The 26,488-nt window shown below is 54.6% G+C and carries 20 protein-coding genes; all 20 read left to right on the top strand.

The window, feature by feature from the left end; translation table 11 throughout:
- The first annotated feature begins 258 nt into the window (after positions 1 to 258).
- Positions 259 to 2,361: a polyribonucleotide nucleotidyltransferase gene (locus tag ACTRXG_RS05770; RefSeq protein ID WP_474260557.1), complete on the top strand. Its 2,103-nt coding sequence runs from the start codon at positions 259 to 261 to the stop codon at positions 2,359 to 2,361.
- Between the two features lie 85 nt (positions 2,362 to 2,446).
- A complete protein-coding gene (locus ACTRXG_RS05775; protein ID WP_474284280.1) occupies positions 2,447 to 3,724 on the top strand; it encodes a M16 family metallopeptidase in 1,278 nt (425 codons plus the stop codon).
- Positions 3,725 to 3,822: 98 nt separating this feature from the next.
- The gene (gene asd / locus ACTRXG_RS05780) at positions 3,823 to 4,869 is read left to right on the top strand and encodes an aspartate-semialdehyde dehydrogenase (RefSeq protein WP_474260561.1); all 1,047 of its coding nucleotides are present in this window, start codon (positions 3,823 to 3,825) and stop codon (positions 4,867 to 4,869) included.
- A 20-nt stretch (positions 4,870 to 4,889) separates the two neighbouring features.
- The gene (gene dapG / locus ACTRXG_RS05785) at positions 4,890 to 6,134 is read left to right on the top strand and encodes an aspartate kinase (protein ID WP_474284281.1); all 1,245 of its coding nucleotides are present in this window, start codon (positions 4,890 to 4,892) and stop codon (positions 6,132 to 6,134) included.
- Between the two features lie 64 nt (positions 6,135 to 6,198).
- A complete protein-coding gene (gene dapA, locus ACTRXG_RS05790; RefSeq protein WP_474284282.1) occupies positions 6,199 to 7,071 on the top strand; it encodes a 4-hydroxy-tetrahydrodipicolinate synthase in 873 nt (290 codons plus the stop codon).
- 264 nt (positions 7,072 to 7,335) lie between these two features.
- Entirely contained in the window at positions 7,336 to 9,000 is a 1,665-nt protein-coding gene (locus tag ACTRXG_RS05795) for a ribonuclease J (RefSeq protein WP_474260567.1), read from the top strand.
- A gap of 105 nt (positions 9,001 to 9,105) precedes the next feature.
- A complete protein-coding gene (locus ACTRXG_RS05800; RefSeq protein ID WP_474280439.1) occupies positions 9,106 to 11,487 on the top strand; it encodes a DNA translocase FtsK in 2,382 nt (793 codons plus the stop codon).
- A gap of 11 nt (positions 11,488 to 11,498) precedes the next feature.
- Positions 11,499 to 12,773, top strand: a complete 1,275-nt coding sequence (yfmF, locus tag ACTRXG_RS05805) for an EF-P 5-aminopentanol modification-associated protein YfmF (RefSeq protein WP_474284283.1) — start codon at positions 11,499 to 11,501, stop codon at positions 12,771 to 12,773.
- Entirely contained in the window at positions 12,754 to 14,049 is a 1,296-nt protein-coding gene (yfmH, locus tag ACTRXG_RS05810) for an EF-P 5-aminopentanol modification-associated protein YfmH (RefSeq protein WP_474284284.1), read from the top strand. The genes yfmF and yfmH overlap by 20 nt, the downstream gene beginning before the upstream one ends.
- Entirely contained in the window at positions 14,042 to 14,767 is a 726-nt protein-coding gene (gene ymfI, locus ACTRXG_RS05815; protein ID WP_474284285.1) for an elongation factor P 5-aminopentanone reductase, read from the top strand. Before yfmH ends, ymfI begins: the two co-directional genes overlap by 8 nt.
- Before the next feature lie 78 nt (positions 14,768 to 14,845).
- Positions 14,846 to 15,619: a DUF3388 domain-containing protein gene (locus ACTRXG_RS05820; protein WP_322524716.1), complete on the top strand. Its 774-nt coding sequence runs from the start codon at positions 14,846 to 14,848 to the stop codon at positions 15,617 to 15,619.
- A gap of 24 nt (positions 15,620 to 15,643) precedes the next feature.
- Positions 15,644 to 16,552, top strand: coding sequence for a RodZ domain-containing protein (locus ACTRXG_RS05825; RefSeq protein ID WP_474284286.1), 909 nt, complete (start codon positions 15,644 to 15,646; stop codon positions 16,550 to 16,552).
- Positions 16,553 to 16,706: 154 nt separating this feature from the next.
- Positions 16,707 to 17,285: a CDP-diacylglycerol--glycerol-3-phosphate 3-phosphatidyltransferase gene (gene pgsA / locus ACTRXG_RS05830; RefSeq protein ID WP_474260578.1), complete on the top strand. Its 579-nt coding sequence runs from the start codon at positions 16,707 to 16,709 to the stop codon at positions 17,283 to 17,285.
- Between the two features lie 21 nt (positions 17,286 to 17,306).
- Complete coding sequence (locus tag ACTRXG_RS05835; protein ID WP_474284287.1) at positions 17,307 to 18,560, top strand: competence/damage-inducible protein A; 1,254 nt, start codon at positions 17,307 to 17,309, stop codon at positions 18,558 to 18,560.
- Positions 18,544 to 20,151 (top strand): DEAD/DEAH box helicase, encoded by a 1,608-nt coding sequence (locus ACTRXG_RS05840; RefSeq protein WP_474284288.1) that lies wholly within the window; start codon positions 18,544 to 18,546, stop codon positions 20,149 to 20,151. Before ACTRXG_RS05835 ends, ACTRXG_RS05840 begins: the two co-directional genes overlap by 17 nt.
- Positions 20,152 to 20,410: 259 nt before the next feature.
- Positions 20,411 to 21,496, top strand: coding sequence for a recombinase RecA (recA, locus tag ACTRXG_RS05845; RefSeq protein ID WP_298784446.1), 1,086 nt, complete (start codon positions 20,411 to 20,413; stop codon positions 21,494 to 21,496).
- 345 nt (positions 21,497 to 21,841) lie between these two features.
- Positions 21,842 to 23,404, top strand: coding sequence for a ribonuclease Y (rny, locus tag ACTRXG_RS05850; RefSeq protein ID WP_474260584.1), 1,563 nt, complete (start codon positions 21,842 to 21,844; stop codon positions 23,402 to 23,404).
- Positions 23,405 to 23,467: 63 nt separating this feature from the next.
- Entirely contained in the window at positions 23,468 to 24,265 is a 798-nt protein-coding gene (locus ACTRXG_RS05855) for a TIGR00282 family metallophosphoesterase (RefSeq protein ID WP_474284289.1), read from the top strand.
- Between the two features lie 100 nt (positions 24,266 to 24,365).
- Positions 24,366 to 24,626 carry a stage V sporulation protein S gene (locus tag ACTRXG_RS05860; protein ID WP_022792833.1) on the top strand — a complete coding sequence of 87 codons (261 nt, stop codon included), beginning with the start codon at positions 24,366 to 24,368 and terminating at the stop codon, positions 24,624 to 24,626.
- A gap of 130 nt (positions 24,627 to 24,756) precedes the next feature.
- The gene (locus tag ACTRXG_RS05865; protein WP_474284290.1) at positions 24,757 to 26,436 is read left to right on the top strand and encodes an ABC-ATPase domain-containing protein; all 1,680 of its coding nucleotides are present in this window, start codon (positions 24,757 to 24,759) and stop codon (positions 26,434 to 26,436) included.
- Positions 26,437 to 26,488: the final 52 nt, after the last annotated feature.

The raw sequence follows: 26,488 nt of genomic DNA on the forward strand, positions 1-26,488 counted from the left end.
AATGACTGGGAAGCGGGAGGTATCTCCCGCTTTTTCTCTTACCTAAAAACAACCATGTGCATAACGTATGCGGCTGTGCGGTATAAAATGATCCCTTACGCACATCTCACAAGCTTAGCGCGTAAGCAGGCGTGGCTTCCGCGCTAAGCTTGTGCGCACGAAAGGGCTTCCTCCCAGCAGGCAGTACCGGCGGGATGGAACATTTATACCCGGACAGTCAGACGTATACGTGAAAAAACGTATAGGAGGTCCTGAAATTTGGAACAAGAAAAGAAAACCTACTCGATTGAATGGGCGGGGCAGACGCTGACCGTCGAAACAGGGCACATAGCGAAACAGGCAAACGGAGCGGTCATGATCCGCTACGGAGACACCGTGGTGCTTTCCACCGTTACGGCTTCAAAGGAACCGAAGGATCTTCCGTTCTTCCCGCTTACGGTAAATTACGAAGAGCGGCTGTACGCGGCAGGGAAAATTCCCGGCGGCTTTATTAAACGCGAAGGACGGCCAAGCGAAACAGCGGTTTTAACGAGCCGTCTGATTGACCGGCCGATCCGCCCGCTTTTCCCGGACGGCTTCCGTAACGACGTGCAGGTCATCAATATGGTGATGAGCGTGGACCAGTCCGCTTCCCCGGAGATTGCGGCTATGGTCGGTTCGTCACTTGCCCTCTCCCTGTCGGACATTCCGTTTTACGGTCCGGTTTCAGGTGCTGTTATCGGACGGGTCGACGGCGAATTTGTCGTCAATCCTTCGGAATCCGAAGCGGCGAGAAGCGACATTGAACTGACGGTTGCCGGTACGAAAGATGCCATCAACATGGTGGAAGCCGGAGCAGACGAAGTGCCGGAGGAAACAATGCTTGAAGGCATTATGTTCGGCCACGAAGAAATCAAGCGCCTGGTGGAGTTCCAGGAAGGCATCATCAGCGAGCTCGGCCAGGAGAAAATGGAAGTACAGCTGAAACAGACGGACAAAGATCTTGAAGAAACGATCCGCAGCCAGTTCCAGGACTCCGTGAAAGAAGCGGTCATGATTAACGACAAAAAAGAACGCGATGTGGCCATCCAGGAGCTGAAAACACAGATCTCCGAGCCGTATGAAGATGAGGAGCAGCACAGCGAAGTAAAAGATATCTTTGAAAAACTCGTTAAAGCGGAATTCCGCCGTCTGATCACCGAAGAGCATATCCGTCCGGACGGACGCGGCCCGGATGACATCCGCCAGCTCACGTCCGAGGTGGACATTCTGCCGCGAACGCACGGCTCCGGGCTGTTCACCCGCGGCCAGACGCAGGCGCTCAGCATCTGTACGCTTGGCGCTCTCGGAGAGGTGCAGATCATCGACGGCCTCGGCACCGAAACATCGAAGCGGTTTTTGCACCACTATAACTTCCCGAACTTCAGTGTCGGGGAAACCGGTCCGATCCGCGGGCCGGGCCGGCGGGAAATCGGCCACGGCGCTCTCGGCGAACGCGCCCTCGAAAAGGTTGTGCCTTCCGAGGAGGAATTCCCTTACACGATCCGCCTGGTGTCCGAAGTGCTTGAATCCAACGGCTCCACCTCCCAGGCGAGCATCTGCGCAAGTACGCTTGCTATGATGGACGCCGGTGTGCCGATCAAATCGCCGGTTGCCGGCATTGCGATGGGTCTTGTGAAAGAGGGCGACGACCTGGCCGTGTTAACCGACATCCAGGGCATGGAAGACGCCCTCGGCGACATGGACTTTAAAGTAGCAGGGACGGCAGACGGTGTAACGGCGCTGCAAATGGATATTAAACTCGCGGGCATTGACCGCGAAGTGCTTGAATTTGCTCTCAAACGGGCAAAAATCGCACGCATGAAAGTGCTCGAAAACATGCTTGCTACGATCAGCGAAACGCGCGGAGAGCTTTCCCCGTATGCGCCAAAAATTATGTCCATGCACATCAAACCGGATAAAATCCGTGACGTGATCGGCCCGAGCGGGAAAACGATCAATCAGATTATTGAAGATACCGGCGTAAAAATTGATATCGAGCAGGACGGCACGGTCTTTATTTCCTCGACCGAGCAGGATAAAAACGAGGAAGCGAAAAAAGTCATTGAAGATTTAATTCGTGAAGTAGAGCCCGGCGAGACGTATTTAGGAAAGGTCAAACGCGTCGAGAAGTTTGGCGCCTTCGTGGAGCTGTTTAAAGGAAAAGAAGGCCTTGTGCACATTTCCCAGCTGAACCATGAGCGCGTAAACAAAGTGGAAGACGTCGTTTCCATCGGGGACGAAGTCATGGTCAAAGTAACAGAAATAGACAATCAGGGACGGATTAACCTGTCGAGAAAAGCGTTGCTTGCAAAAGAAAGCTCCGACACACCTTCTCAGTAATCCGCTAATAGATCAGAAGGGACTTGGATTTCCAGGTCCTTTTTTTTATAAATACCGATAGAATAAAAGAAGGAGGACCAAGCAGATGGTGGAAACGAAATATCTTCCGAACGGAGTTCGGCTGGTCTCAGAGCACATTCCGCATGTACGTTCGTCCTCGCTCGGGCTGTGGATAGATGCAGGATCGAGGCAGGAACGGGCGGAGGAAAACGGGATGGCCCATTTTATTGAACATATGCTGTTTAAAGGGACAACTGAACGGAGTGCAGCAGACATTGCCGGCTACTTTGACCGCATCGGCGGGGAAATGGAAGCTTTTACGGCAAAGGACACCACCTGCCTGCAGGCCACTGTACTCGATGAACACGCGGAACAGACGGCCGAAGTGTTTGCCGATATGTTTTTTCATTCCCGTTTTAATCCGGAGGACGTGGAAAAAGAACGTAATGTGATTTTGGAGGAAATCAGCATGGTGGAGGACACGCCGGATGATATTATTCACGATATGCTCTGGCAGGCTTCCTACGGCAGCCATCCGCTGGCCCGCCCGATCCTCGGCACACGGCCGGTGCTCCGTGAGATAACCCGGGAGCGCCTGCTTGATTTTTTCCATGACCATTATACGCCGGAGCGCCTTGTTATTTCGGCTGCCGGTAATGTGAGCGGGGAGCTCCTTGCCTGCCTTGAGCGTTTATTTGACGGCTGGGGACACGGCCGCCGGGCGGAAAACCGGGAGGAAACAGCCGTGTTTGTTCCGGGAAGAGAAGTGAGAAACAGGGAGACCGAACAGGCCCACCTGTGTCTGGGCTTTCCCGGCGTTTCCCGCTTTCATGAGCATTATTTTGCAGAGGTGCTCTGGAATAACCTGCTCGGTGGCTCGATGAGCAGCCGCCTGTTCCAGGAAGTCCGGGAGGAGCGGGGTCTGGCATATTCCATCTTTTCTTCGTTTGAAGCCTTTGAACGTACTGGCTTTCATACGATTTACAGTGCAGCGGCGCCGGAACGGGTGGAGGAGCTGCTCGAAACAGTTGATGGGCTGTTTGAACGTTTATCCGCTGGAAATATTAAAGAAGCGGAAATTGAAAACCACCGGTCACAGCTGAAATCGGCTTTTGTGCTGGGGCTGGAGTCGTCAGCGGCCCGCATGGCCCGGAACGCAAGAAACGAAATGCTGTTTGGCCGGCACCCCGGAATCGATGAGACCCTGGACAGGCTCAGCAGTGTGCAGCTCGAACACGTCGAAAAGCGGGGGATTGCGATGATGCGGACGCCGCCGAGCGCTTCACTTATCCAGCCAAATGGCCATGTGCCGGAGCTATTGAAGAAAAACAGCTCCAATTTCAGTGTGAGCATCGAAGAATAAGCCATAATTGCCCTTTTCAGTGCTGACAAGTGTGGTAAAATAAAGCAAAGTTTGTTTTAATAAATGTGAAATGGATGAACCAGAAAGGGAGAATGAATATGTCTAACGAAACATATACTGTAGCGGTCGTAGGCGCAACCGGCGCCGTTGGCCAGCAGATGCTGAAAACTTTAGAAAATAAAAATTTCCCTGTCGGAGACCTGAAGCTTTTATCCTCGAGTCGCTCCGCCGGTAAAAAAATGACGTTCAAGGGTAAGGAATATACGATTGAGGAAGCAACCCCGGAATCGTTTGAAGGCGTACAGATCGCCCTGTTTTCCGCTGGCGGATCCATATCCAAGGCGCTGGCTCCGGAGGCAGTTAAACGGGGTGCGATTGTCGTCGACAACACGAGTGCCTACCGGATGGACCCGGATACGCCGCTTGTTGTGCCGGAAGTGAATGAAGAAGACCTGCACAGCCATAATGGTATTATCGCAAATCCAAACTGCTCGACAATCCAGATGGCGGTGGCGCTTGAGCCGATCCGTCAGAAATACGGACTGAAAAAAGTGATTGTCTCCACGTATCAGGCTGTATCCGGTGCAGGGCTTGACGCGGTCGATGAAATGAACACCCAGTCGACAGCAGTACTGAACGGTGAAGAAGCAGAAGCAAACCTTATGCCTGTCAGCGGGGACAAAAAGCACTACCAGATCGCTTTCAATGCGATCCCGCAGATCGACAAATTCGAGGACAACGGCTATACGTTTGAAGAGATGAAAATGATCAATGAAACGAAAAAGATTCTTCATATGGACGATCTCCCGGTAGCAGCAACATGTGTACGCCTTCCAGTCGCTACAGGCCACTCGGAGTCGGTATATATTGAAACAGAAACCGGCAACCCGGATGTCAAAGAGCTGCAGCAGACACTGTCCGAAGGCGAAGGCATTACCCTTCAGGATGATCCAGCCAATCAGGTGTATCCAATGGCTGTTAACAGCGTTGGCCTGCCGGATGTATTTGTCGGCCGTATCCGCCGTGACCTTGACCGTGAAAACGCGTACCATTTCTGGGTCGTATCGGATAATCTCTTGAAAGGCGCCGCTTATAACTCGGTACAGATTGCCGAAAGCCTGATTCGCCTTAATTTAATCAAATAACCTGTGAGGGAGCCGGACCGATGAATATAATCGTTCAAAAATTTGGCGGTACGTCTGTAAAAACGAAGGAGCTGCGCGAGCAGGCCGCCGGCCATATCGAAGACGCGGTGCGTGAGGGCTATAAGGTGGTGGTGGTCGTTTCTGCCATGGGCCGGAGCGGGGATCCTTACGCCACCGACACCCTTCTCAGCCTGATTGATGAAAGCGCGCCGGGAGAAGGCGGAGCCGAACGCGACCTGCTGGTATCGTGCGGTGAAACCATATCCGCCGTTGTGTTTACGGAGCTTCTGCGCTCAAAGCAGCTGAAGGCCGCTGCCCTAAATGGGGCGCAGGCCGGGTTTATTACCGACAGCAATCACGGCAACGCCAAAATCATTGATATGCGCACAGAAAAAGTGGAGCAGCTGCTTGTCACCCACGACGCTGTTGTTGTTACCGGCTTTCAGGGTGTCAGCGAGGACGGAATGGTTACGACGCTTGGACGCGGCGGCAGCGATACGTCAGCGACTGCGCTCGGCACAGCCTTAAAGGCCGAATGGGTGGACATCTTCACCGACGTCGAAGGCATGATGACAGCGGACCCCCGTGTGGTCGAGGACGCTAGACTGCTTTCCACCGTCACCTATCAGGAAATCTGTAACATGGCATACCAGGGGGCAAAAGTCATTCACCCCCGCGCAGTTGAAATTGCGATGCAGGGGAAAGTCCCGATCCGTATCCGGTCGACGTCGACCAAGGAGCCGGGTACGCTGATTACGTCCATGCTCGGCAGCGCTCCGGGCCGGGAGGTGGCTGAGCGCCTGATCACCGGCATCGCCCACATTCCGTCGCTCACCCAGATCAGTGTTGCGGCGGATCCGGCACAGGCAGAAGATATGCATGCCCGCGTATTTCAGCGGATGGAGAGTCTCGGTTTGAGCGTGGATTTTATTAATATCGGGCTCGAAAGCGCCGTGTTCACCGTGCCGGACCCGCATGCAAAAATAGCGGTTGATGCTCTTGAAGAGGACGGCTGGAGCATTTCAGCGGTGCCTCGCTGCGCTAAAGTCAGCGTTGTCGGAGCCGGTATGACTGGAGTGCCGGGTGTTGCTTCCAAAATTGTCACCGCGCTGTCAGAAGCCGGCGTGCCGATTTTACAGTCGGCGGATTCGCATACGACCATCTGGGCGCTGGTGCGGGAGCAGGATACAGATAAAGCTGTGTCCGCCCTTCACCGCGTATTTGATCTTGGACGTGCCGGTGTACGTCCCCCATCTGTTTCCTAGTAAGCTGCAGAGGCTCATCACGATCCGCACCAACTCCCTGCAGATGAGAGAAAGGAGCCGACCTATGGCTTTTGGACAGTTACTTACAGCAATGGTTACACCTTTTCATGAAAATGGCGACATTCACTGGGAGCAAGTCGAACAGCTGACGGAACATTTGATTGCGACAAAAAGCGACGGTGTTGTTGTAGCCGGCACCACCGGAGAATCCCCGACGCTCAGCAGTGAAGAGAAGCTGCAGCTGTTCCGACGGGTGAAAGACATTGCCGGCAGCCGGATGGATGTGATCGGCGGCGTCGGTACGAACAATACGGCGTACTCCGCCGACCTGGCAAACGAGGCGACCAAGATCGGCATTGACGGCCTGATGGCAGTGACCCCGTATTACAACAAGCCGAACCAGGAAGGCATGTATCAGCACTTTCAGCGGATTGCCGCAGCCACGACGCTGCCCTTGATGATATATAACATTCCGGGGCGCTGCATCGTTAATCTGCTGCCGGAAACGCTGCTCCGGCTTGCGGAGATTTCCAATATTACGTCAGTGAAAGAGGCGTGCGGGAACCTTGATCAGATTTCGCACTTTCTGTCTTCCGCGCCTAAGGACTTCCAGCTGTTCAGCGGCGATGATTCGCTGACGCTCCCGACGCTTTCGGTCGGCGGCGACGGAGTGGTATCTGTAGCGGCGCACATTGCCGGGGAGGATCTGCAGCAGATGATGACGGATTTCTTTTCCGGGAACGTGCAGCGGGCAGCGGAAGCGCACCGGACGCTCCTTCCGAAGATGCGGGCCTGCTTTATGGCCCCGAACCCGTCTCCGGTAAAGGCTATGCTTGAACAGATGGGCATTACCGGCCGCTACACCCGTCTGCCGCTCGTGCCGCTGACGGATGCCGAAATCCGCCAGCTTGAACAGTGGTTCACTGCCGCTTCCTAACGGTTATTTCTATCAGGACACCGCCAGCCCCGCTGCCGGTGTCCTGTTTTATATACATAAAAAAATGCTGAAGAAATCGCCGGTGCCAGGCTGCTCAAAATGACTGAGCGCAATAGTTTCTCTTGTATTTCAAAAACCGCCTGGGTTATACTGAGTATAAGTGATTTGTGCGGAAACCATTCACTCAAAGGGAAAAATGTTTCTTTTTGGGGCCGTAAATCGACGTCAGCAATAATTCATTTTTAATTTAGGAGGAAATATACTTTGGCCACACAAGCGAATGGTAACGTTCGTGTTTTTTCCCTTGGCGGTATCGGGGAAATCGGAAAAAATATGTACGTTATAGAATCAGAACAGGACATGATTGTCATAGACGCAGGACTAATGTTTCCAGAAGATGACATGCTCGGAATTGATATCGTCATTCCGGATATTTCATACTTAACACAGAACAAGGAAAAACTCCGCGGCATCTTTTTAACCCACGGACACGAAGACCATATCGGAGCTCTGACCTACATTCTCCGCCAGGTGCACGTGCCAATCTACGGCACCAAGCTTACGCTCGGCATCGTGGAGTCATACGTGAAAGAAAAAGGTCTCCGGAAGAAACCGGATTTCCGTGTGGTGCACGACAACAGTGTGATCCAGACCGGACAGCTGAAGACAAGCTTTTTCCGGACGAACCACAGCATCCCGGATTCGGTCGGCATGGTCGTGCAGACGCCGGAAGGCGTTATTGTCCATACCGGTGATTTCAAATTTGACCAGACGCCGGTGGACGGGCAGTACACGAGCCTTGATAAATTGACCGAGATCGGCAAAAAGGGCGTTCTCTGTCTGCTTTCCGACAGCATTAACGCGGAAGTGCCGGGTGTGAGTCCGTCTGAAGCGATTGCCGGAAACGGGATCATGGATATCTTTTTAGAAACCGAAGGACGGATCGTCATTACAACCTTTGCGACGAACATCCACCGCATTCAGCAGGTGATCCAGGCAGCGGAGGAAAGCGGCCGCAGGATTGCCGTTAACGGCCAGGCAATGGAAAAAACGATTGAAATTTCGCGCCGGCTCGGCTATCTCGATGCCGAAGACGACATTTTCATCACGACCGACCAGGTCGAGGACATGGACCCGAAAAAAGTAGCTATTTTATGCACGGGCAGTCAGGGCGAACCGGTCTCTGCACTGATGAATATGGCGAAGGGCGAGGATGATAATTTAACCATTGAAGAAGGCGACATGGTTATTATCGCCGCCAACCCGGTAGCCGGGAACGAAAAAACGGTGTCGCAGACGATCGATTTTCTTTACCAGATCGGCGCAGAGGTCGTTATGGGCGAAAATGTGCACTCCTCCGGCCACGCCCGTCAGGAAGAGCTCAAAATGATGCTGAACCTGGTGAAGCCGCAGTACTTTATTCCAGTGCACGGCGAGTACCGGATGCAATTTGTGCACGGGGAACTTGCGGAAGAAACCGGCATGGATCCAAACAACGTCTTTCTGCTTGATAAAGGGGAGGTCGTGGAATTCAGCAAAGGCAAAGCCGTAAAAACCGGCAAAGTACCGGCCGGCAACGTCTTAATTGACGGCCTCGGCATCGGCGATGTGGGCAACATTGTCCTCCGCGACCGCCGCCTGCTGTCCGAAGACGGCATTCTCGTCGTCGTCGTGACACTCAGCAAAAAATCCGGCACCATCGTAAGCGGTCCTGATATTATTTCACGCGGCTTCGTTTACGTGCGCGAATCCGAAGAACTGATGGAAAAAGCGCATAAAAAAGTATCCGAAACGCTGGAAAAATCGATCAGCGAAAATGTAAGCGAATGGTCGACGCTCAAAAGCAGCATCCGGGATTCCATGAGCCGTTTTCTGTTTGAAAAAACCAAACGGCGCCCGATGATTCTGCCGATTATTATGGAAATTTAAAAGCACGCGAAAAGCTTGCCATGACACACCCCTGCATTAGCCAGTTTGGCGGGCAGGGGGTGTTTTATTGAATAGAGTTTTTTTCGGGGAGAAAGGAGCCAAACCATGGCAAAAACGGCGAAGCGGAAGAAAAAACGAACCTCGTCGAACAGAAGCAGGCAGCCGGCGTTTTCATGGCCGGCGCTTGCGGCAGCACTGCTCGCCCTCATATCGCTCGGCGGCTGGGGGTGGGCCGGACAGCTGCTGCGGTCCGGTTCTCAGTGGCTCACTGGAGACCTCTGGTGGATATTGAACCTGTTTATACTAGCTTTTTCCACGGTCTGGATGATCAACCGGAACATAGTGAAGCAATTTCCGGTGCGGTGGACAGGCGGCGCCCTTCTTTTCCTGGGGGTGCTTCTCTTTACGGAGGTTCGCTGGGCTTCGGGTCTCAATGAGCCGGCGATTTCTGTTTTTATGGAAACGTTCGGCCGTGACGGCTGGCTCGACCGCTCCGGAGCAGCCTCTATCGGAGGCGGCACGATCGGGGCTCTTATCTACGATGCTGTTCATTTTCTGATCGGGACAGCCGGAGCTTATATTGTGTCCGTGCTTCTCATGATCGCAGGACTTTTTTTACTTATGCAGTGGTCTTTTCAACATACAATGCAGACAGGCGGAGCATGGGTGGCCCGTACCTCCAGACAGGGAGCGGCTCAGGCGGTCGAAAAAGGAAAACAGCGCCGGGCGGAACGAAAAAAGCAAAAAGAAGCCCGGGAAAAAGAAACACCGGCCCAGGCTGCGCCGAAGCAGAAGGAGACGCCTGAAGCACCTGTGGAAAAGCCGAAGGAAGGCGCAGAAAAGCCGAAAATCTTCTCGTTTACCGAACAGGCTTACCAGGAGCCGCCGGCGGCCAAAGAGGCACCGAAGCCCGAGGAGCCCGCGCGAAAAAAAGAAGCGCCGGCGCCGGAGGCAGTCGAGGCTCCGGCCGAAGCCGGACCCGACGTGGACCGCTCGGATATGCTGAGCGTCACCGAGGGGGAAACGGAGAACAAAAATTATCAGCTGCCGGCTCTTACGATGCTCTCAGCACCGAAAAATCAGAACCAGCAGCAGGAGCGTTCGCAGATTTCAGCTAACGCTAAAAAGCTCGAGGAAACCCTGCAGAGCTTTGGAGTGAAGGCGAACGTCTCGGAGGTGCATTTAGGGCCTGCGGTAACCAAATACGAAATCCAGCCGGCCGTTGGGGTGAAGGTCAGCAAGATTGTGAACCTCTCCGATGATATCGCGCTCGCGCTCGCGGCACGGGACATCCGGATTGAAGCGCCGATTCCGGGCAAATCCGCCGTCGGCATTGAAGTACCGAACCAGGAGGTGGCGATGGTGACGCTCCGGGAGGTGCTCGAGTCGCTTGAGAAAAAGGACGACCATGTGCTTGATGTCGCGCTCGGCCGGGACATTTCCGGCGAACCGATTCTTGCCTCCCTGCATAAAATGCCGCACCTGCTTGTCGCCGGGGCGACGGGAAGCGGAAAAAGTGTCTGCATCAACGGCATCATTACGAGTATCCTGATGCGCGCGCGTCCGCATGAAGTGAAGCTGTTGATGATTGACCCAAAAATGGTGGAGCTGAACGTGTATAATGGTATCCCCCATCTGATGGCTCCGGTCGTTACTGAACCGAAGAAGGCAGCCCAGGCGCTGAAAAAAGTGGTGGCCGAAATGGAACGCCGCTACGATCTGTTTTCGCACACCGGTACGAGAAACCTTGAAGGCTACAACGAATGGATTCGAAAGCAGAACGATAAAGGCGGGGCCAAGCAGCCCGAGCTTCCGTACATTGTCGTTATTGTCGACGAGCTTGCCGACCTGATGATGGTGGCCTCAAGTGAGGTGGAGGATGCGATTACGCGTCTTGCCCAGATGGCACGTGCGGCCGGCATTCATATGATTATCGCGACCCAGCGTCCGTCCGTGGACGTCATTACCGGGGTTATCAAAGCGAACATTCCGTCGCGGATAGCGTTCGGGGTATCGAGCCAGACGGACTCCCGGACGATTCTTGACAGCGGTGGAGCGGAAAAGCTGGTCGGCAAAGGCGATATGCTTTTTTCCCCGATCGGCTCCAACAAGTCGACCCGGGTGCAGGGGGCGTTTGTGTCCGACCATGAAGTGGAACAGGTGGTAGAGGCTGTCGTTGCCCAGCAGAAAGCCAAGTACCAGGAGGAAATGATTCCCGACGAGCAGCCGGCGCAGGCCGAACGGCCGAGCGACGAGCTGTTTGACGAAGCGGTGGATATGATTCTGCAGATGCAGAGTGCATCGGTATCGATGCTGCAGCGCCGGTTCCGCATCGGCTACACGCGGGCAGCCCGCCTGATTGATGAAATGGAAGACCGCGGCATTGTCGGGCCGTACGGCGGCAGCAAGCCGCGTGAAGTGCTCGGCGATACCCGCGGCGGAAGCGGCGAACCGGCCGAAGAAAAGGAAGATACGCACCATAGTTGAGGAGGATTTTGATGCAGCCAGTGACGACGAACACCAATATTCCGGTGCATTTATTTCAAACGAAGCAGTTTAAAACAACGGCTGTCATTATGCAGTGCCGCGCCCCGCTGTCCGAACATACTGCAGCGGGCCGGGCGCTGCTGGCCAGAGTGCTGAAAAAAGGGAGTCTGCGCTACCCGTCGCAGTCCCATATAAAAGAAAAGCTCGATGACCTGTACGGCGCCACGTTCAGCGTGGACGTCGGCAAACGCGGCAATTACCATGTGATGAGCTTTCGCATGGAATTTGTCAACGAACAGTATCTTCCGGCGCAGGAGGACCTGTTTGCTGAAGCGACCGCATTTTTAGCGGAGATGGTGCATGCACCGCTCGCAGAGAACCGCGCGTTCAACCCGAAAATTGTCGAGGAGGAAAAACGAACGCTGCTGCAGAAAATCAATACGATTTATGATGAAAAGGACCGCTACGCCAACATGCGTCTTGTACAGGAAATGTGCAGCGCAGAAGCGTATTCGGTGCATCCGATCGGCGATGCCCACCGGATGGAGGCACTCGATGAACAGAAGCTCTACGACGTATACGAGCAGTTTCTCGCGGAAGACGCGATTGATGTCTACGTGGTCGGCGACGTGGAGTCGTACGACGTTGAGGCAGTCACAGGCCCGTTTCCGGAACGAAGCAGCCTGCCGCCGGTCGAAGACGGCGCAGAACGTCCGCCGCGTGTGCGCTACGTGGAAGAGTCGGATGACATTCACCAGGGCAAGCTGCAGCTCGGCTACCGGACGACGATTACCCAGAACGATCCGCAGTTTGCCGCGATGCAGGTAACGAACGGCCTGTTCGGCGGCTTTCCGCACTCGAAGCTTTTTCAGGAGGTGCGTGAAAAACGGAGCCTCGCCTATTACGTTGCTTCCCGCTACGAAAGTCAGAAGGGGCTGGTCATGGTGATGACCGGCATTGAAAAAGAGCAGTACGAGCAGGTGAAAGAAGTGATCGGTGAACAGCTGCAGGCGCTGCAGCAGGAGCCCGTCTCAAACGAACTCCTGGCCCAGACGAAGGGTATGCTTATCAACCAGATCCGCGAAACTACCGACGCTCCGGGCGGGCTGGCTGCCCTTCATTTTCAGGGTAAAATGGCGGGCCGCGTCCGTCCGATTGAAACATGGATTGAAGAAATTGAGCAGGTGAGCGCAGAGGACGTGCTTGCATGCGCGAATTCAATCGTACTTGATACCGTATTTTTCCTACACGGAAAGGAAGATGAAGATGCAGAAACAACAGTATGATCAGCTGCAGGAAACCGTCTACTCGGAGGTCATGCCAAACGGCCTCCGGGTGTACGTGCTTCCGAAGCAGGGATTCAGTAAAACGTTTGCCACCTTTACGACCGACTACGGCTCCATCGACAACGCCTTCGTGCCGATCGGACAGAAGCAGAGCGTGCAGGTGCCGGACGGCATCGCTCATTTTCTGGAGCACAAAATGTTTGAAGACGAAGAAGGCGACGTATTCGACACGTTCGGCAAACAGGGCGCTTCGGCCAATGCGTTCACGTCCTTCACGCGTACGGCGTATTTGTTTTCAAGCACCAATGATACCGCGGTGAATCTGCATACGCTGCTCGACTTTGTGCAGCATCCGTATTTCACCGAGGAGAGCGTAGAAAAAGAAAAGGGCATTATTGGCCAGGAAATCAGCATGTATGACGATGATGCCGACTGGCGCCTGTTTTTCCAGCTGCTCGGCAATCTGTATCACCGCCATCCGGCCCGGATTGATATTGCCGGCACGGCTGAGTCCATCAGCCGGATCACAAAGGATGACCTGTACACGTGCTATCATACGTTTTACCATCCGGCGAACATGATTTTATACGTGGCTGGCGCAGTGGAGCCGCAGGAGATTTTTGAACTCGTGCGAAGCAACCAGGCGCAGAAGGAATTTACACCGATGGATCACGTGGAGCGTATTGAAGTGGATGAGCCGGCGACGGCGCTTCATTCCAAGGCGGTCGAAAAGATGAGCATCCGCCTGCCGAAGGTGCTTCTCGGCTACAAGCTGTCGCTTCACAGCGAAACGGACAACCTGCTTTATCAGGAAGCCCGGCTCGAGCTGCTGCTTGAAACGCTGTTTGGGGAAGGCTCAGAGGCGTATGAAACGCTGTACTCTGAAGGGCTGATCGATGACAGCTTTTCAAGCGAGGCGATGATTGAGCGTTCGTTTTCACTCGCGGCGTTTGGCGGCAACACGCCGAAGCCGGAAGAAACCGAAGCCCGGATTCTGGACATTATCGAACACGCGCAGACCGACGGAATGGACGAACGCCGCTTTGAACGGATGCGTAAAAAGCTGCTCGGCCAGCTCGTCAAGCAGCTGAATTCCACCGAGTTTCTCGCCACCGAAGGCACACGCTACGCGTTTCACGGCGCTTCGGTTATGGACGCGGTGGAGATCATGCAGCAGGTGACGTTTGACGATATTTCCAACCTGCTGGAGAGCGAATTCCGCATCGACAACCGAACGACATCCATTATCGACCAGAAGGCTGAAGCAGATGCCTGACTGGACGCTCGTTACCGGAGCAAGCGGAGCGATTGGAGGAGCAGCAGCCGAACGGCTCGCTGCCTCCGGCCGTCCGCTTCTGCTTCATTATTGCAGGGGAAGTGAACGCGCAGAACAGACAGCGGAGCGCTGCCGCCAGAACGGGCAGCAGGCAGAAGCAGTCTACGGGGATCTTGCCACTGAGGCAGGCCAGGAGGCATTTATGGCCCGACTGCCGAAAAATATTGATACTTATATTCATGCTGCAGGCATGGAGGAATACATACTGTTTCAGGAAACCACCTATGCGCACCGAAATGCCATTATTCAGACAAATGCGATGAGCGCGATGGCTGTCAGCCGTGCTCTTCTTCCGGAAATGCTCACCGCCAGGCGCGGGACAATCGTTTTCGTAAGCTCCGTCTGGGCCCGGGAAGGGGCAGCAATGGAATCCACCTATGCAGCGGCGAAGGGCATGCTTGAATCCTTCACCCGGTCGCTCGCCAAAGAAACCGGCCCGTCCGGGGTGCGCGTAAATGCCGTGGCACCGGGGGCGGTCGCCTCTCCGATGCTCGGCCATTTAACGGAGGAAGAACAGCAGGAAGTCGCCGGGCGTGTATCGCTTGGGCGGATCGGTACGCCGGAGGAAGTGGCAGGCGCGGTCGCGTTTTTATGCTCGAAGGATGCCGCTTATGTGCACGGGGAAGTGCTCCGCGTGGACGGTTTATTTCCGTCCTGAAACCCCCGTCGTCTGCTGTTCAAATGGGAAAAAATGACGTACAATAAAAGCAGTAGAGACAAAGAAGGGGGACGTCTGATGGCTGGCAACGAATGGTACGTGGAATACGAAATTCATCAAAACCGCCCCGGCCTGCTCGGGGATATTTCTTCGCTGCTCGGTATGCTTGCAATCAATATCGTGACCATCAACGGGGTGGAGGGCAACCGCCGGGGGCTGCTTCTGCGCTGCGACAGCTTTGACCGCATCCAGCGGCTTCGCGCCATCCTTGATACGATTCAAATCATTTCCGTGCGTAAGGTCAAACAGCCGGGGCTCCGCGAACGGCTCGCTGTCAGGCACGGGCGCTACATTGAGCGCGATGCCGATGACCGGAAAACGTTCCGTTTCGTTCGTCCGGATCTCGGACTCCTCGTCGATTTTATGGCCGAGCTGTTCAAAAAGGATCGTCATTATCTTGTCGGTATCCGGGGGATGCCACGGGTCGGAAAGACTGAATCGTTGGTAGCCGCGAGCGTATGTGCCAATAAACGCTGGACGTTTGTGTCATCGACGCTTCTGCGCCAGACGATGCGCACCCAGCTCGGCGACGACGAACGAACAAACAGCCACGTGTTTATTATCGACGGGATTGTCACCACGATGCGTGCGGCGCGGAAACATCGCGACCTGGTAGAGGAGATCATGCGGCTGCCCGCAGTCAAAGTCGTGGAGCATCCGGATATCTTCATCCGTGAAACGTCGTATACGGCGGATGATTTTGACTGCATGATTGAGCTCAGAAATGATGAAAGCCAGGTGATCTCGTACGATACAGTGGATTCCGGCTTTTCGTCGTTTGATATTAGTTAACGTGAAAGAGGCAGGTGAGCCGTTATGGCAGAGTTAGGACCGTACCTTCGCGGTGAACGCGAGCGCCAGGGAGCAAGCCTCGAGCTGATGCAGCAGCGCACGAAAATCCAGCGAAGGTATTTGCAGGCGATTGAAACCGGTGATTACGGGGCGCTGCCGGGGGCTTTTTATGCCCGGGCGTTCATCCGCAGCTACGCCGAAGCGCTCGGCCTGAACGCCGAGGAGGTTTTCCAACAGTATGGCCATGAACTCCCGGCGCCAAAGCAGCAGCCGACAGAGATGCCGTCGCGGGCGTCAAGACAGCAGACGCGAAGCAGAAGCCAGCAGAAGCGGCCGCAGCAGAAACAGAAAAAAACATCCTTCCTGCTCTCTATTTTTGCGCTTATTTTTCTTCTTATCATCGGGGCAGGGATCTGGGTGTTATTCCAGAATGTAAGCAGCGATACAGAGACCCAGCAGCAGAGCAACGAAGGGACCGGCGTCCAGTTTGAGTCCGGGTCTCCGGAAGAAGACAGCGGAGCTGCAGAGGAGAGTGCAGAAAGGACTCCGGAAAACAACGGGGGCTCCGGCGGGGGAGAAGACGAAAATGCTGAAGAAGAGGAAAGCCAGGACACCGATGTGCAGCTGGAGGAGACCTCCTCGGACGGAGACAATTCGTCGTATGACGTGATCGGGGCGGAAGCGTTTGAGCTTACGATGAGCTTCAGCGGCAACTCCTATGTGGATATAACGGATGCAGACGGCGAGATGCTCGATATGTTTGCAGAGCAGGCCGAGGGAGATGAGCTTGAAGAAACGTACGAGGCAGAAGAAATCACCGTCAACGTCGGCAACACGAACAACATGGAGCTGACTGTCAACGGCCGGGACTTTTCCTATCCTTCAGATGGCACCCACCAGGTTATTACGTTTACGACAGTGCCAGAAGAATAAATCCGGCCTTCGCTTCTGAAATGTTCAGAACGAAGGCTTTGCTTTGCCATAAACAAATTGTGCGTTTTGTTCCATGAGAAAAAAAGATATGTGATACAATATGAAAGACTGGAATGTGGACGGAACAGCACGATTTGCAAGTAGGAGGACGCCCATGAACTTACCTAATAAAATTACAATTGCCCGTGTGTTGATGATTCCGTTATTTGTGATCGCCGTACTGGTGCCTTTTCCGTTTGGCACCTGGCCGGTAGGAAATGCCGATCTGCCGGTGCATCACTTCATCGGGGCGGTCATCTTTGCGATCGCGGCCGGCTCCGACTGGCTCGACGGCTATATTGCAAGAAAGTACAGCCTGGTGACCTCGTTTGGCAAATTTCTGGACCCTCTCGCGGACAAGCTGCTCGTTACGGCGGCACTGCTTGTGCTGATTGACATTTCCATGCTTGCGTCCTGGATGGCCATTATTATTTTAAGCCGCGAATTTGCGGTTACCGGCGTTCGGCTGGTGGCTGCCGGGGAAGGAAATGTTATCGCAGCAAGCGGACTCGGAAAATGGAAAACCACATTCCAAATGGTTGCTATCGTGGTGCTCTTGCTTCATCACTTTCCATTTTCCTATGTCGGCTTCCCGGCGGGTGACGTCCTCATGTGGATTGCTGTTATTCTAACCATCATATCCGGCGTTGATTATTTCTGGAAAAACCGCGCCGTGATTATGAAGACGATGTAAGCTGTATCGGAGGAACGTGTAATGAACGCTGAAATTATTGCAGTAGGAACAGAGCTTCTGTTGGGCCAAATTGCCAACACGAACGGCCAGTATTTATCGAAGGAATTAGCTTCCCTCGGGGTGAATGTTTTCCGCCATACGGTGGTCGGGGACAATGAAGCCCGGATGCATGAAGCCATCGGGGAAGCCTCCGAACGGGCGGATATCGTCATCCTGACGGGTGGTCTCGGACCGACGCAGGACGACATTACGAAAGACGTGGTGGCCGGCTTTACCGGCCGGAAGCTGCTCGTGCACGAAGCATCAGCGCAAAAGATCAGGGACTATTACGACCGGACGGGCCGGGAGATGCCTGCGTCCAATATGCGCCAGGCACACTACGCGGAGAACAGCACGGTGTTTTTTAACCAGAACGGAATGGCCTGCGGGATGGCGGTCGAAGAAAACGGCACGCATTACGTTTTAATCCCCGGGCCGCCCCGGGAAATGAAATCCATGTACAAGTATGACGTTGAGCCTTACGTGGCGGCGCTTGCCGGGAGCGGCAGGCTCGTTTCGTCCCGGGTGCTCCGTTTTTACGGCATCGGGGAATCCTCGCTCGAGGAGGAGCTGCAGGATTTGATCGAAGCCCAGACGAATCCGACGATCGCCCCTCTGGCTGGCGACGGCGAAGTTACGCTCCGGCTGACCGCGGCTGCCGCGACGGAAAACGAAGCCGTGCAGATGATTGACGGCATTGAGAAGCAGGTGCTTGGACGTGTCGGGGAGCATTTTTACGGCTATGATGACGATTCGGTCTTTAACCATACGGTCGAGGTGCTGAAAGGGCGATCCCAGACGATCGCTTCGGCAGAAAGCCTGACCGGCGGCTGGTTTGCGAAATCCATCGTGGACATCCCAGGCGCCTCGAGCGTATTTCAGGGCTCGGTCACGACGTATTCCAAAGCAGCCAAGCAGCACATTCTCGGCATTGACCGGCCGCTGCTCGACGAAGAGGGCGCCGTGAGCGCAGCCTGCGCAGAAGCAATGGCCGAAAAAGTGAAGAAAAAATTCAACACCGACGTCGGTATTTCATTTACCGGTGTCGCCGGGCCGGACCTTGATGAAGGGAAGGAGCCCGGACTAGTCTGGATAGGAATTTCCGGACCGCAGGGAACGATCTCAAAACAAATTCACATCGCCGGCACCAGGGATCGTGTCCGCTTTATGGCTTTATATGAAGGGTGCCGATTGTTATGGAAAGAAAAGGTGGTAGAAAATGACAACATTCAATGATTTTCAAATGAAGGACGAAATTAAGCAGGCTGTACGGGAGATGGGCTTTGAGGAACCGTCCCCGGTACAGGAAAAAGCGATTCCCGATGCCCTCGAGCAGAAGGATCTGATCGGACAGGCGCAGACCGGTACCGGTAAAACGGCGGCGTTTGGCATTCCGATTTTAAATAAAGTGACCGAGGAGCCGCACGTGCAGTCAATTATCATTACCCCGACCCGCGAGCTGGCCATTCAGGTATCGTCGGAAATCCAGAAGCTCTCCAAGCATTTAAACATCCGTTCGCTGCCAATTTACGGCGGCCAGTCGATCGGCCATCAGATTAAAGCGCTCAAGCAGGGCGTGCAGATTGTCATCGGTACGCCGGGCCGGGTGCAGGATCATCTTCGCCGCAAAACGCTGCAGCTCGACAAAGTTAATACTGTCGTGCTCGACGAAGCGGACGAAATGCTCGACATGGGCTTTGTGGAAGACATTGAAGCGATTTTAAAACAGGTGAACGTCGACCGGCAGACGCTGCTGTTCTCGGCGACAATGCCGCCGGCGATCCGCAAGCTGTCGAAAAAATACATGGTGGATCCGGTGACGGTTTCCATCAACAAAAGTGAAGTGACGGCACCAAACATCGAGCAGTCGTACTTTAAGGTGCTCGAGCGCAACAAGCAGGATTCGCTCTGCCGGATTCTCGATGCGCGCGACCCGGATCTTGGCATTATTTTCTGCCGGACGAAAAAAGGTGTGGCTGACTTGACAGAAATTCTGCAGGCCCGGGGCTACCTCGCAGACGGGCTGCACGGGGATCTGACCCAGCAGCACCGCGACGCTGTTATGAACAAATTCCGCAATGGGGCGATCGAATTTCTCGTCGCCACGGATGTCGCCGCCCGCGGCATTGACGTTCAGAATGTAACGCACGTGATCAACTACGACATTCCGCAGGACCCGGAAAGCTACGTGCACCGCATCGGCCGCACAGGCAGAGCCGGACGCAAGGGAGAAGCACTGACGCTTGTGACCCCTCGCGAAATGAAGCATCTGCGTTCGATCGAGTCAGAAATCAAAATGTATATTCCATCGCACCGGGTGCCGACCATCGAAGAAGTGGTGGAAAAGCAGCAGGAAGCATGGAAGCGCCAGATCGCCTCGCAGATGGAGGAGGAGTCGGAGCTCAGCCTCTTTAATGAGATTACGGACGAGCTTCTTAATGAGTATGATCCGAAGGACGTGGTCCGCTCGCTGATGAAGCTGAACTTTGCCTCCACCGTCAGCGAATCCGAAGAAAGCAGCGGCTTTGGTGAAACCGGCGGCGCCCGCGGCATGACAAGATTCTTTATCAATGTCGGCCGCAACGTGAACATGACGCCGAAAATACTAATTGAAGAAATTTCGAACGCTGTCGGTATTCCCGGCAAGTCGATCGGCAAGATTGATATTTTTGATAAATTTACCTTTGTGGAAGTACCACAGGACAGCGCGCCGTTTGTGTATGAAGCTCTCCGGCACGCGCGCATTAACGGTACGCGCGTGAACCTCGAGCCGGCGAAACCGCGTCCGGCCCGTCCGAACCGGAACACGCAGCGCCAGTCCCAGTAATCCGTTCGCTCTTCAGCGGCAGCCGCCGCTGAAGAGTTTTTTTACCGTCAGCCTGGCAGCGGCAGGGCGTTTCGGGCAAAAGAAAAAACACGAATAAATGTTCGCATATCTGTTGGCAAACCGGACAAAAAAAGATATAATGTAGAAAGCAGGAAAACAGCGGGAACGCTTCCTGAACAACAGCAGGCATGTATGGATACGTTCTTCGTGGGGAAGAGAGTATCTGTTTAATAGTATATATCCTTGAAGGAGAGATAAGATGAACGAAAGAAAAGCCGCATTGGATCAAGCACTGAGCCGCATCGAAAAACAGTTTGGCAAAGGATCGATCATGAAGCTCGGCGATCAGACCGACCGCCGCATTTCCACCATTTCCACCGGCGCCCTGGCCGTAGATATTGCCCTCGGGGTCGGCGGCTATCCGCGCGGACGTGTCGTGGAAATTTACGGTCCGGAATCCTCCGGTAAAACGACAGTGGCTCTGCACGCCATTGCTGCGGCCCAGCGCGACGGGGGCACAGCAGCCTTTATCGACGCGGAGCACGCCCTGGATCCAAGCTACGCACGGGCTCTTGGCGTTAACATTGATGATCTGATTCTTTCCCAGCCGGACACGGGCGAACAGGCACTTGAAATTGCCGAAGCGCTTGTACGAAGCGGCGCAATCGACATTCTCGTCATTGATTCTGTAGCTGCGCTCGTGCCGAAAGCAGAGATTGAAGGCGAAATGGGCGACAGCCACGTCGGCCTGCAGGCACGTCTGATGTCCCAGGCGCTGCGGAAGCTGTCCGGGGCGATCAGCAAATCGAACTCGATTGCCATGTTTATCAACCAGATCCGTGAGAAGGTCGGCGTCATGTTTGGCAGCCCGGAAACAACTCCCGGCGGCCGTGCGCTGAAATTCTACTCCTCGGTGCGTCTTGAAGTGCGCCGGGCAGAAACGCTCAAGCAGGGCAACGAAATGGTCGGTAACAAAACGAGAATCAAAGTGGTGAAAAACAAAGTAGCACCGCCGTTCCGTCAGGCGGAAGTGGATATTATGTACGGCGAAGGCATTTCGCGCGAAGGTTCCATTCTCGATATCGGTGCTGAGCTCGACATCGTGCTTAAAAGCGGCGCATGGTACTCCTACGAAGGCGAACGTCTCGGACAGGGACGGGAAAACTCGAAGCAGTTCCTGAAGGAAAATGAAGCAACGGCCGCGGCGATTGAACGGAAAATCCGCGACCATTACAAGCTCGACGACATCCAGTCCGAACCGGAAGAGCCGGAAGAAGAACCGGAAGCTCCGGCGGAATCCGGACTGCTTGCTGAAGAGGAAGAAACAGCAGATACGAACCGTTAAATCAACGTCAGGGTGCCGGAATTCCGGCGCCTTTTTTCATGCGGAAAAAGGTCCGGGGGAAGCAGCAGCGCACGAAACTCCTGCCGGGCGGGCAGAGAAAGCAGGAGGACAGGCGGGAAGAAAACGGTGTCAATCCCTATAAAAACAGGGATTCCTGCCAGTGAGCTTTCTTGACAGCGCCATGCGGTAAAGATACAATAAAGAAGTGGAACGTTTGTTTTGTTCCGCACTTCGATGAGCGTATTAATTCGCAAGCAGAACAATGCGGACACGAAAAAGAATCATCAATGCAACTTTCGCAACAACCGAAAGTGAACAATCAGATAGCAAGAGGAGGTGACATGTATGAACACTGCAATCATCTCCATTTTGCTTGTTATCGGTGCATTGATAGTTGGTTTGATTGGATATTTTGTCCGAAAAGCGATTGCCGAAGCGAAATTCAAAAGCGCCGAGCACGAAGCCGGCCAGATTGTGAAAGAAGCTGAGCGGCAGGCAGAGACAATCTTAAAAGAATCGCGGTTGGAAGCTAAAGACGAAGCACATCAAATTCGGGCAGAAGCAGAGAGCACTCTGAATGAACGAAGAAATGAAGTTCAAAAACAAGAAAACCGCTTGATGCAGAAAGAAGAGACCCTTGACCGAAAAAGTGAGACGTTGGACAAAAAGGAAGAATCCTTGGAGCGTAGAGAGGAATCTCTCTACGAAAAACAACAACAGGTTGAGGAAAATAACAGCAAAGTGGAGGAGATTCTCGCCAAACAACAGGAGGAACTTGAACGTGTTTCCGGAATGTCGCGGGAGGATGCCAGAGAGCTGATCCGACGCGAGACCGAACAGGAGATGGAACACGAAACGGCGCTTCTGATCAAAGAACGGACAGAAGAGGCCAAACAAGAAGCCAACAAAAAAGCGAAGAATATTTTATCCCTCGCCCTGCAGCGCTGCGCTGCCGACCATGTCGCCGAAACGACGGTGTCTGTGGTGAACCTGCCAAACGATGAAATGAAAGGGCGGATCATCGGCCGCGAAGGACGCAACATCCGGGCGCTTGAAACGTTAACCGGTATTGATCTTATTATCGATGATACCCCGGAAGCTGTCATTCTCTCCGGCTTTGATCCGATCCGCCGCGAGGTGGCGCGCATTGCGCTTGAACGCCTCGTGCAGGACGGCCGCATTCATCCGGCACGTATCGAAGAGATGGTCGAAAAAGCACGCCGGGAAGTGGATGAGTTCATCCGCGAATACGGCGAAGAAGCAACGTTTGAAATGGGCATCCACGGGCTGCATCCGGATCTTATGAAGATTCTTGGACGCCTTCACTTCCGGACAAGCTACGGCCAGAATGTGCTGAAGCACTCGATGGAAGTGGCGCATTTGACCGCGCTGATGGCTGCCGAACTCGGGGAAGACGAACAGCTGGCCCGCCGCGCCGGACTGCTTCACGACCTCGGGAAGGCCATCGACCATGAAGTCGAAGGAAGCCACGTGGAAATCGGCGTCGAGCTCGCTAAGAAATATAAAGAGCACGAGGTCGTCGTCAACAGTATCGCTTCCCACCACGGGGATACCGAAGCGACCTCCGTGATTGCTTCCCTCGTCGCGGCTGCAGACGCGCTGTCCGCGGCCCGGCCGGGAGCACGCAGGGAGACGCTTGAAACGTACATCCGCCGTCTGGAACGGCTCGAAGAGATTTCGGAATCCTTTAAAGGAGTCGAGAAAACCTTCGCCATCCAGGCCGGACGCGAGGTGCGGATCATGGTGAAGCCGGACGTGGTGGACGACCAGCTGGCACCGCAGCTGGCACGCGACATCACGAAACGGATTGAGAGTGAATTGGATTATCCGGGACATATCCGCGTAACGGTGATACGGGAAACCCGGGCAGTAGATTATGCAAAATAAAGCGGTGGCACTCACCGCTTTATTTTTTTATGCTTAGATGCACGAAGAAAGGAAGACATTTATATGAAATTTTTATTTATCGGCGACATCGTCGGCGCTCCGGGACGGAAAATGGTGGAGGAGTACCTGCCGCGCTTAAAGCGCAGGTACCAGCCGACCGTTACAATCATGAACGGCGAAAACGCGGCGCACGGCAAAGGCATTACCGAAAAAATTTACAAGCAGCTGCTCGAAGCAGGCGCACAGGTTATCACGATGGGCAATCATACGTGGGACAACCGGGATATTTTCGAGTTCATTGACGATGCCAAAATGATGATCCGTCCGGCCAACTACCCGGCGGGAGTGCCTGGCGAAGGCATTAAATACCTGCGTATCAACGACCAGGAGGTGGCAGTCATTAACCTGATTGGGCGGACGTTTATGGGCAATCCGAACGACGACCCGTTTCAGAAGGCCGACGAGCTTGTAACGGAGGCGTCCGCGCGCACCAACTTTATTTTCGTGGACTTTCACGCGGAAACGACGAGCGAGAAGCAGGCGATGGGCTGGTTTTTAAGCGGCCGGGTGAGCGCTGTTGTCGGCACCCATACCCATGTGCAGACAGCCGACGACCGGATTCTCGACGGCGGGACCGCCTTTTTATGCGACGCCGGCATGACCGGGCCGAGCGACGGCATTCTCGGCATGGAGCGCGAAGCGATCATACGAAAGTTTCAGACGAATCTGCCTACCAAGTTTGAAGTGGCCGAAGGGCGGGAACAGTTAAATGGAGTCGCTGTGAAAGCGGATCCGAAAACCGGAAAAGCGACGACGATTGAACGCATCCGCATTGACGAATCCCACCCATTTTTCGAATAAAAAAGAATATTTAGAAAAAAGCAGGAATCTGGCCCTTCTTTCATGAATTATGCCTAATACAATGGCGTTACCATTGATCCTACGCAGGGAGGTACTAGAAATGGAAGTATTAAAAGTATCCGCTAAATCCACTCCAAATTCTGTCGCAGGTGCCTTAGCCGGAGTTATTCGTGAAAAAGGAGCCGCAGAAATCCAGGCGATCGGGGCCGGCGCGATCAACCAGTCCATCAAGGCGATAGCCATTGCCAGGGGGTTTGTGGCGCCGAGCGGCATCGATCTGGTCTGCATTCCCGCTTTTACCGATATTGAAATTGACGGCGAAGAACGAACGGCGATAAAATTAATTATTGAGCCCAGATAGACGTTTTTCGCCGCATCCGGCGGCGCCCAGGCGCTGCCGGCAATTCTATACATATCACCGGCCGGTGGTACTTGGAGACGTCCCTGCGGCGTCTTTTTGTATGCCGGCAGACCATGAGAGGAGAATACCAATGAAACAACTGATTCAGACGCTAAAACGCATCGACCGCAAGGGCTACAAAGCCTATAACGATATTAAAGGGACCCACGAGTTTTCGGATTTCAAGCTGCATATGGACCACGTGCAGGCCGACCCGTTCGCAAGTCCCTCCCGTGCCCGGGTGACGCTTTCACGCAAAGCGCTCGAGCTCGGCCCGGAGGTCGAGGAAAGTGACGCGCGCCGGGTGGCGGCCATCGACTTTTTCGCCCTTGCCATGCAGCAGGAGCTGAGCAAGCAGAAGGGCAAGCCCGGCATTATCATCGACGGCCCCGGCCAGGAAATGATCGACCGCACAGCCGTGAAGCTGTCGAAGGATCACCTCGAAATCCGGCTGTCGATCCATCTGCCGGCGAGAGGCCGTACGATCCAGGGGCAGGAAGCGATTGAGCGGCTCACAAAACAGCTGCCGGAGGCGGTCCAGCGCGCCGTGCAGCAGTACTCCAGGCAGAAGCTGACCGCCCAGCTTGAGCTAGCTGACCAGCAGCAGGCCGTGCGCCGATATCTGGATGACAACGACTGTATCGCGTTTGTAGCCAACGGCTCGGTGCTCCCGCGCGCAAGCGGCGTCAGCAACCGCCCGATGAGCGGCAAGGAGGTCATCTCGTTTCAGTCGCCGAAGGAGCGCGAAGTGACGATTGAGCTGCCGCACGGCGGTCCGGTTACCGGCATGGCAGTGCCAAAGGGTGTGACGATCATTGTCGGCGGCGGCTATCACGGCAAAAGCACGCTGCTTGAATCGATTGAGCGCGGGGTGTACAACCACCGCGCCGGCGACGGCCGCGAGTTTGTGATCGCCGATCCGAGCGCCGTGAAGGTGCGTGCCGAGGACGGCCGCTCGGTGACCGGGGTGAACATCAGCCCGTTTATCACAAACCTGCCGGCCGACAAGGACACCTCGTTTTTCACGACCGAAAATGCGAGCGGCAGCACGTCGCAGGCGGCGAATATTATGGAGGGCCTTGAGGCAGGAGCCGGGACGCTTCTGATCGATGAAGATACGAGTGCGACCAACTTTATGATCCGTGACGCCCGCATGCAGGCGCTTGTTGCCAAACGCAAGGAGCCGATCACACCGTTTATTGATAAAGTGCGCGCGCTTTATGACGATGAAGGCATTTCCACGATTCTCGTCGTCGGTGGAGCAGGAGATTATTTTGACGTGGCGGATTATGTTATCATGCTTGAGGAGTACGTGCCGTATGATGTGACCGAAGAAGCACGCCGGATTGCCGGCGAGCACCCGACGAACCGGGCGAAGGAAGCCGGTGAGGCATTCGGGGCTCTGACCGGACGCCGAATTGCAGTGAACCGCTTTGACGCGCGTAAGGGTAAAAAGGAAAAGGTGAGCGGCAAGGGCCGCGATACGGTCATGTACGGAGCGGAAACGATCGACCTGAGCGCGGTCGAGCAGCTGATTACCGGCAGCCAGACGAATGCGATTGCCGAAGCCATCCGCCACGCGAGCCGGCAGTTCGAACAGCCGGCGCCGCTTCCGGAGGTGCTCGACTACATCGAGCAGACGATCGACAAGCAGTCGCTCGACGCGCTCTCGCCGTTTAAAAACCAGCATCCCGGGGACATGGCGCGCCCGCGGCGGTTTGAAATCGCGTCGGCCATTAACCGCTACCGTCCGCTCCGCGTCGAACGGTGATTTGAGTTTTAATGGTTTTCGGCTTATAATATGAAGCGACGACAAAAATCAC

Source organism: Marinococcus sp. LNSP9103-4 (assembly GCF_056034345.1).

Bases quoted from the DNA above. Each gene is read 5' to 3' on its own strand.
- ACTRXG_RS05825 (WP_474284286.1), top strand. From the start codon at position 15,644: ATGGCAGAGTTAGGACCGTACCTTCGCGGTGAACGCGAGCGCCAGGGA.
- dapA (WP_474284282.1), top strand. From the start codon at position 6,199: ATGGCTTTTGGACAGTTACTTACAGCAATGGTTACACCTTTTCATGAA.
- yfmH (WP_474284284.1), top strand. From the start codon at position 12,754: ATGCAGAAACAACAGTATGATCAGCTGCAGGAAACCGTCTACTCGGAG.
- ACTRXG_RS05865 (WP_474284290.1), top strand. From the start codon at position 24,757: ATGAAACAACTGATTCAGACGCTAAAACGCATCGACCGCAAGGGCTAC.
- asd (WP_474260561.1), top strand. From the start codon at position 3,823: ATGTCTAACGAAACATATACTGTAGCGGTCGTAGGCGCAACCGGCGCC.
- recA (WP_298784446.1), top strand. From the start codon at position 20,411: ATGAACGAAAGAAAAGCCGCATTGGATCAAGCACTGAGCCGCATCGAA.
- ACTRXG_RS05775 (WP_474284280.1), top strand. From the start codon at position 2,447: ATGGTGGAAACGAAATATCTTCCGAACGGAGTTCGGCTGGTCTCAGAG.
- ymfI (WP_474284285.1), top strand. From the start codon at position 14,042: ATGCCTGACTGGACGCTCGTTACCGGAGCAAGCGGAGCGATTGGAGGA.
- yfmF (WP_474284283.1), top strand. From the start codon at position 11,499: ATGCAGCCAGTGACGACGAACACCAATATTCCGGTGCATTTATTTCAA.
- rny (WP_474260584.1), top strand. From the start codon at position 21,842: ATGAACACTGCAATCATCTCCATTTTGCTTGTTATCGGTGCATTGATA.
- ACTRXG_RS05860 (WP_022792833.1), top strand. From the start codon at position 24,366: ATGGAAGTATTAAAAGTATCCGCTAAATCCACTCCAAATTCTGTCGCA.
- pgsA (WP_474260578.1), top strand. From the start codon at position 16,707: ATGAACTTACCTAATAAAATTACAATTGCCCGTGTGTTGATGATTCCG.
- ACTRXG_RS05840 (WP_474284288.1), top strand. From the start codon at position 18,544: ATGACAACATTCAATGATTTTCAAATGAAGGACGAAATTAAGCAGGCT.
- ACTRXG_RS05855 (WP_474284289.1), top strand. From the start codon at position 23,468: ATGAAATTTTTATTTATCGGCGACATCGTCGGCGCTCCGGGACGGAAA.
- ACTRXG_RS05820 (WP_322524716.1), top strand. From the start codon at position 14,846: ATGGCTGGCAACGAATGGTACGTGGAATACGAAATTCATCAAAACCGC.
- dapG (WP_474284281.1), top strand. From the start codon at position 4,890: ATGAATATAATCGTTCAAAAATTTGGCGGTACGTCTGTAAAAACGAAG.
- ACTRXG_RS05835 (WP_474284287.1), top strand. From the start codon at position 17,307: ATGAACGCTGAAATTATTGCAGTAGGAACAGAGCTTCTGTTGGGCCAA.
- ACTRXG_RS05800 (WP_474280439.1), top strand. From the start codon at position 9,106: ATGGCAAAAACGGCGAAGCGGAAGAAAAAACGAACCTCGTCGAACAGA.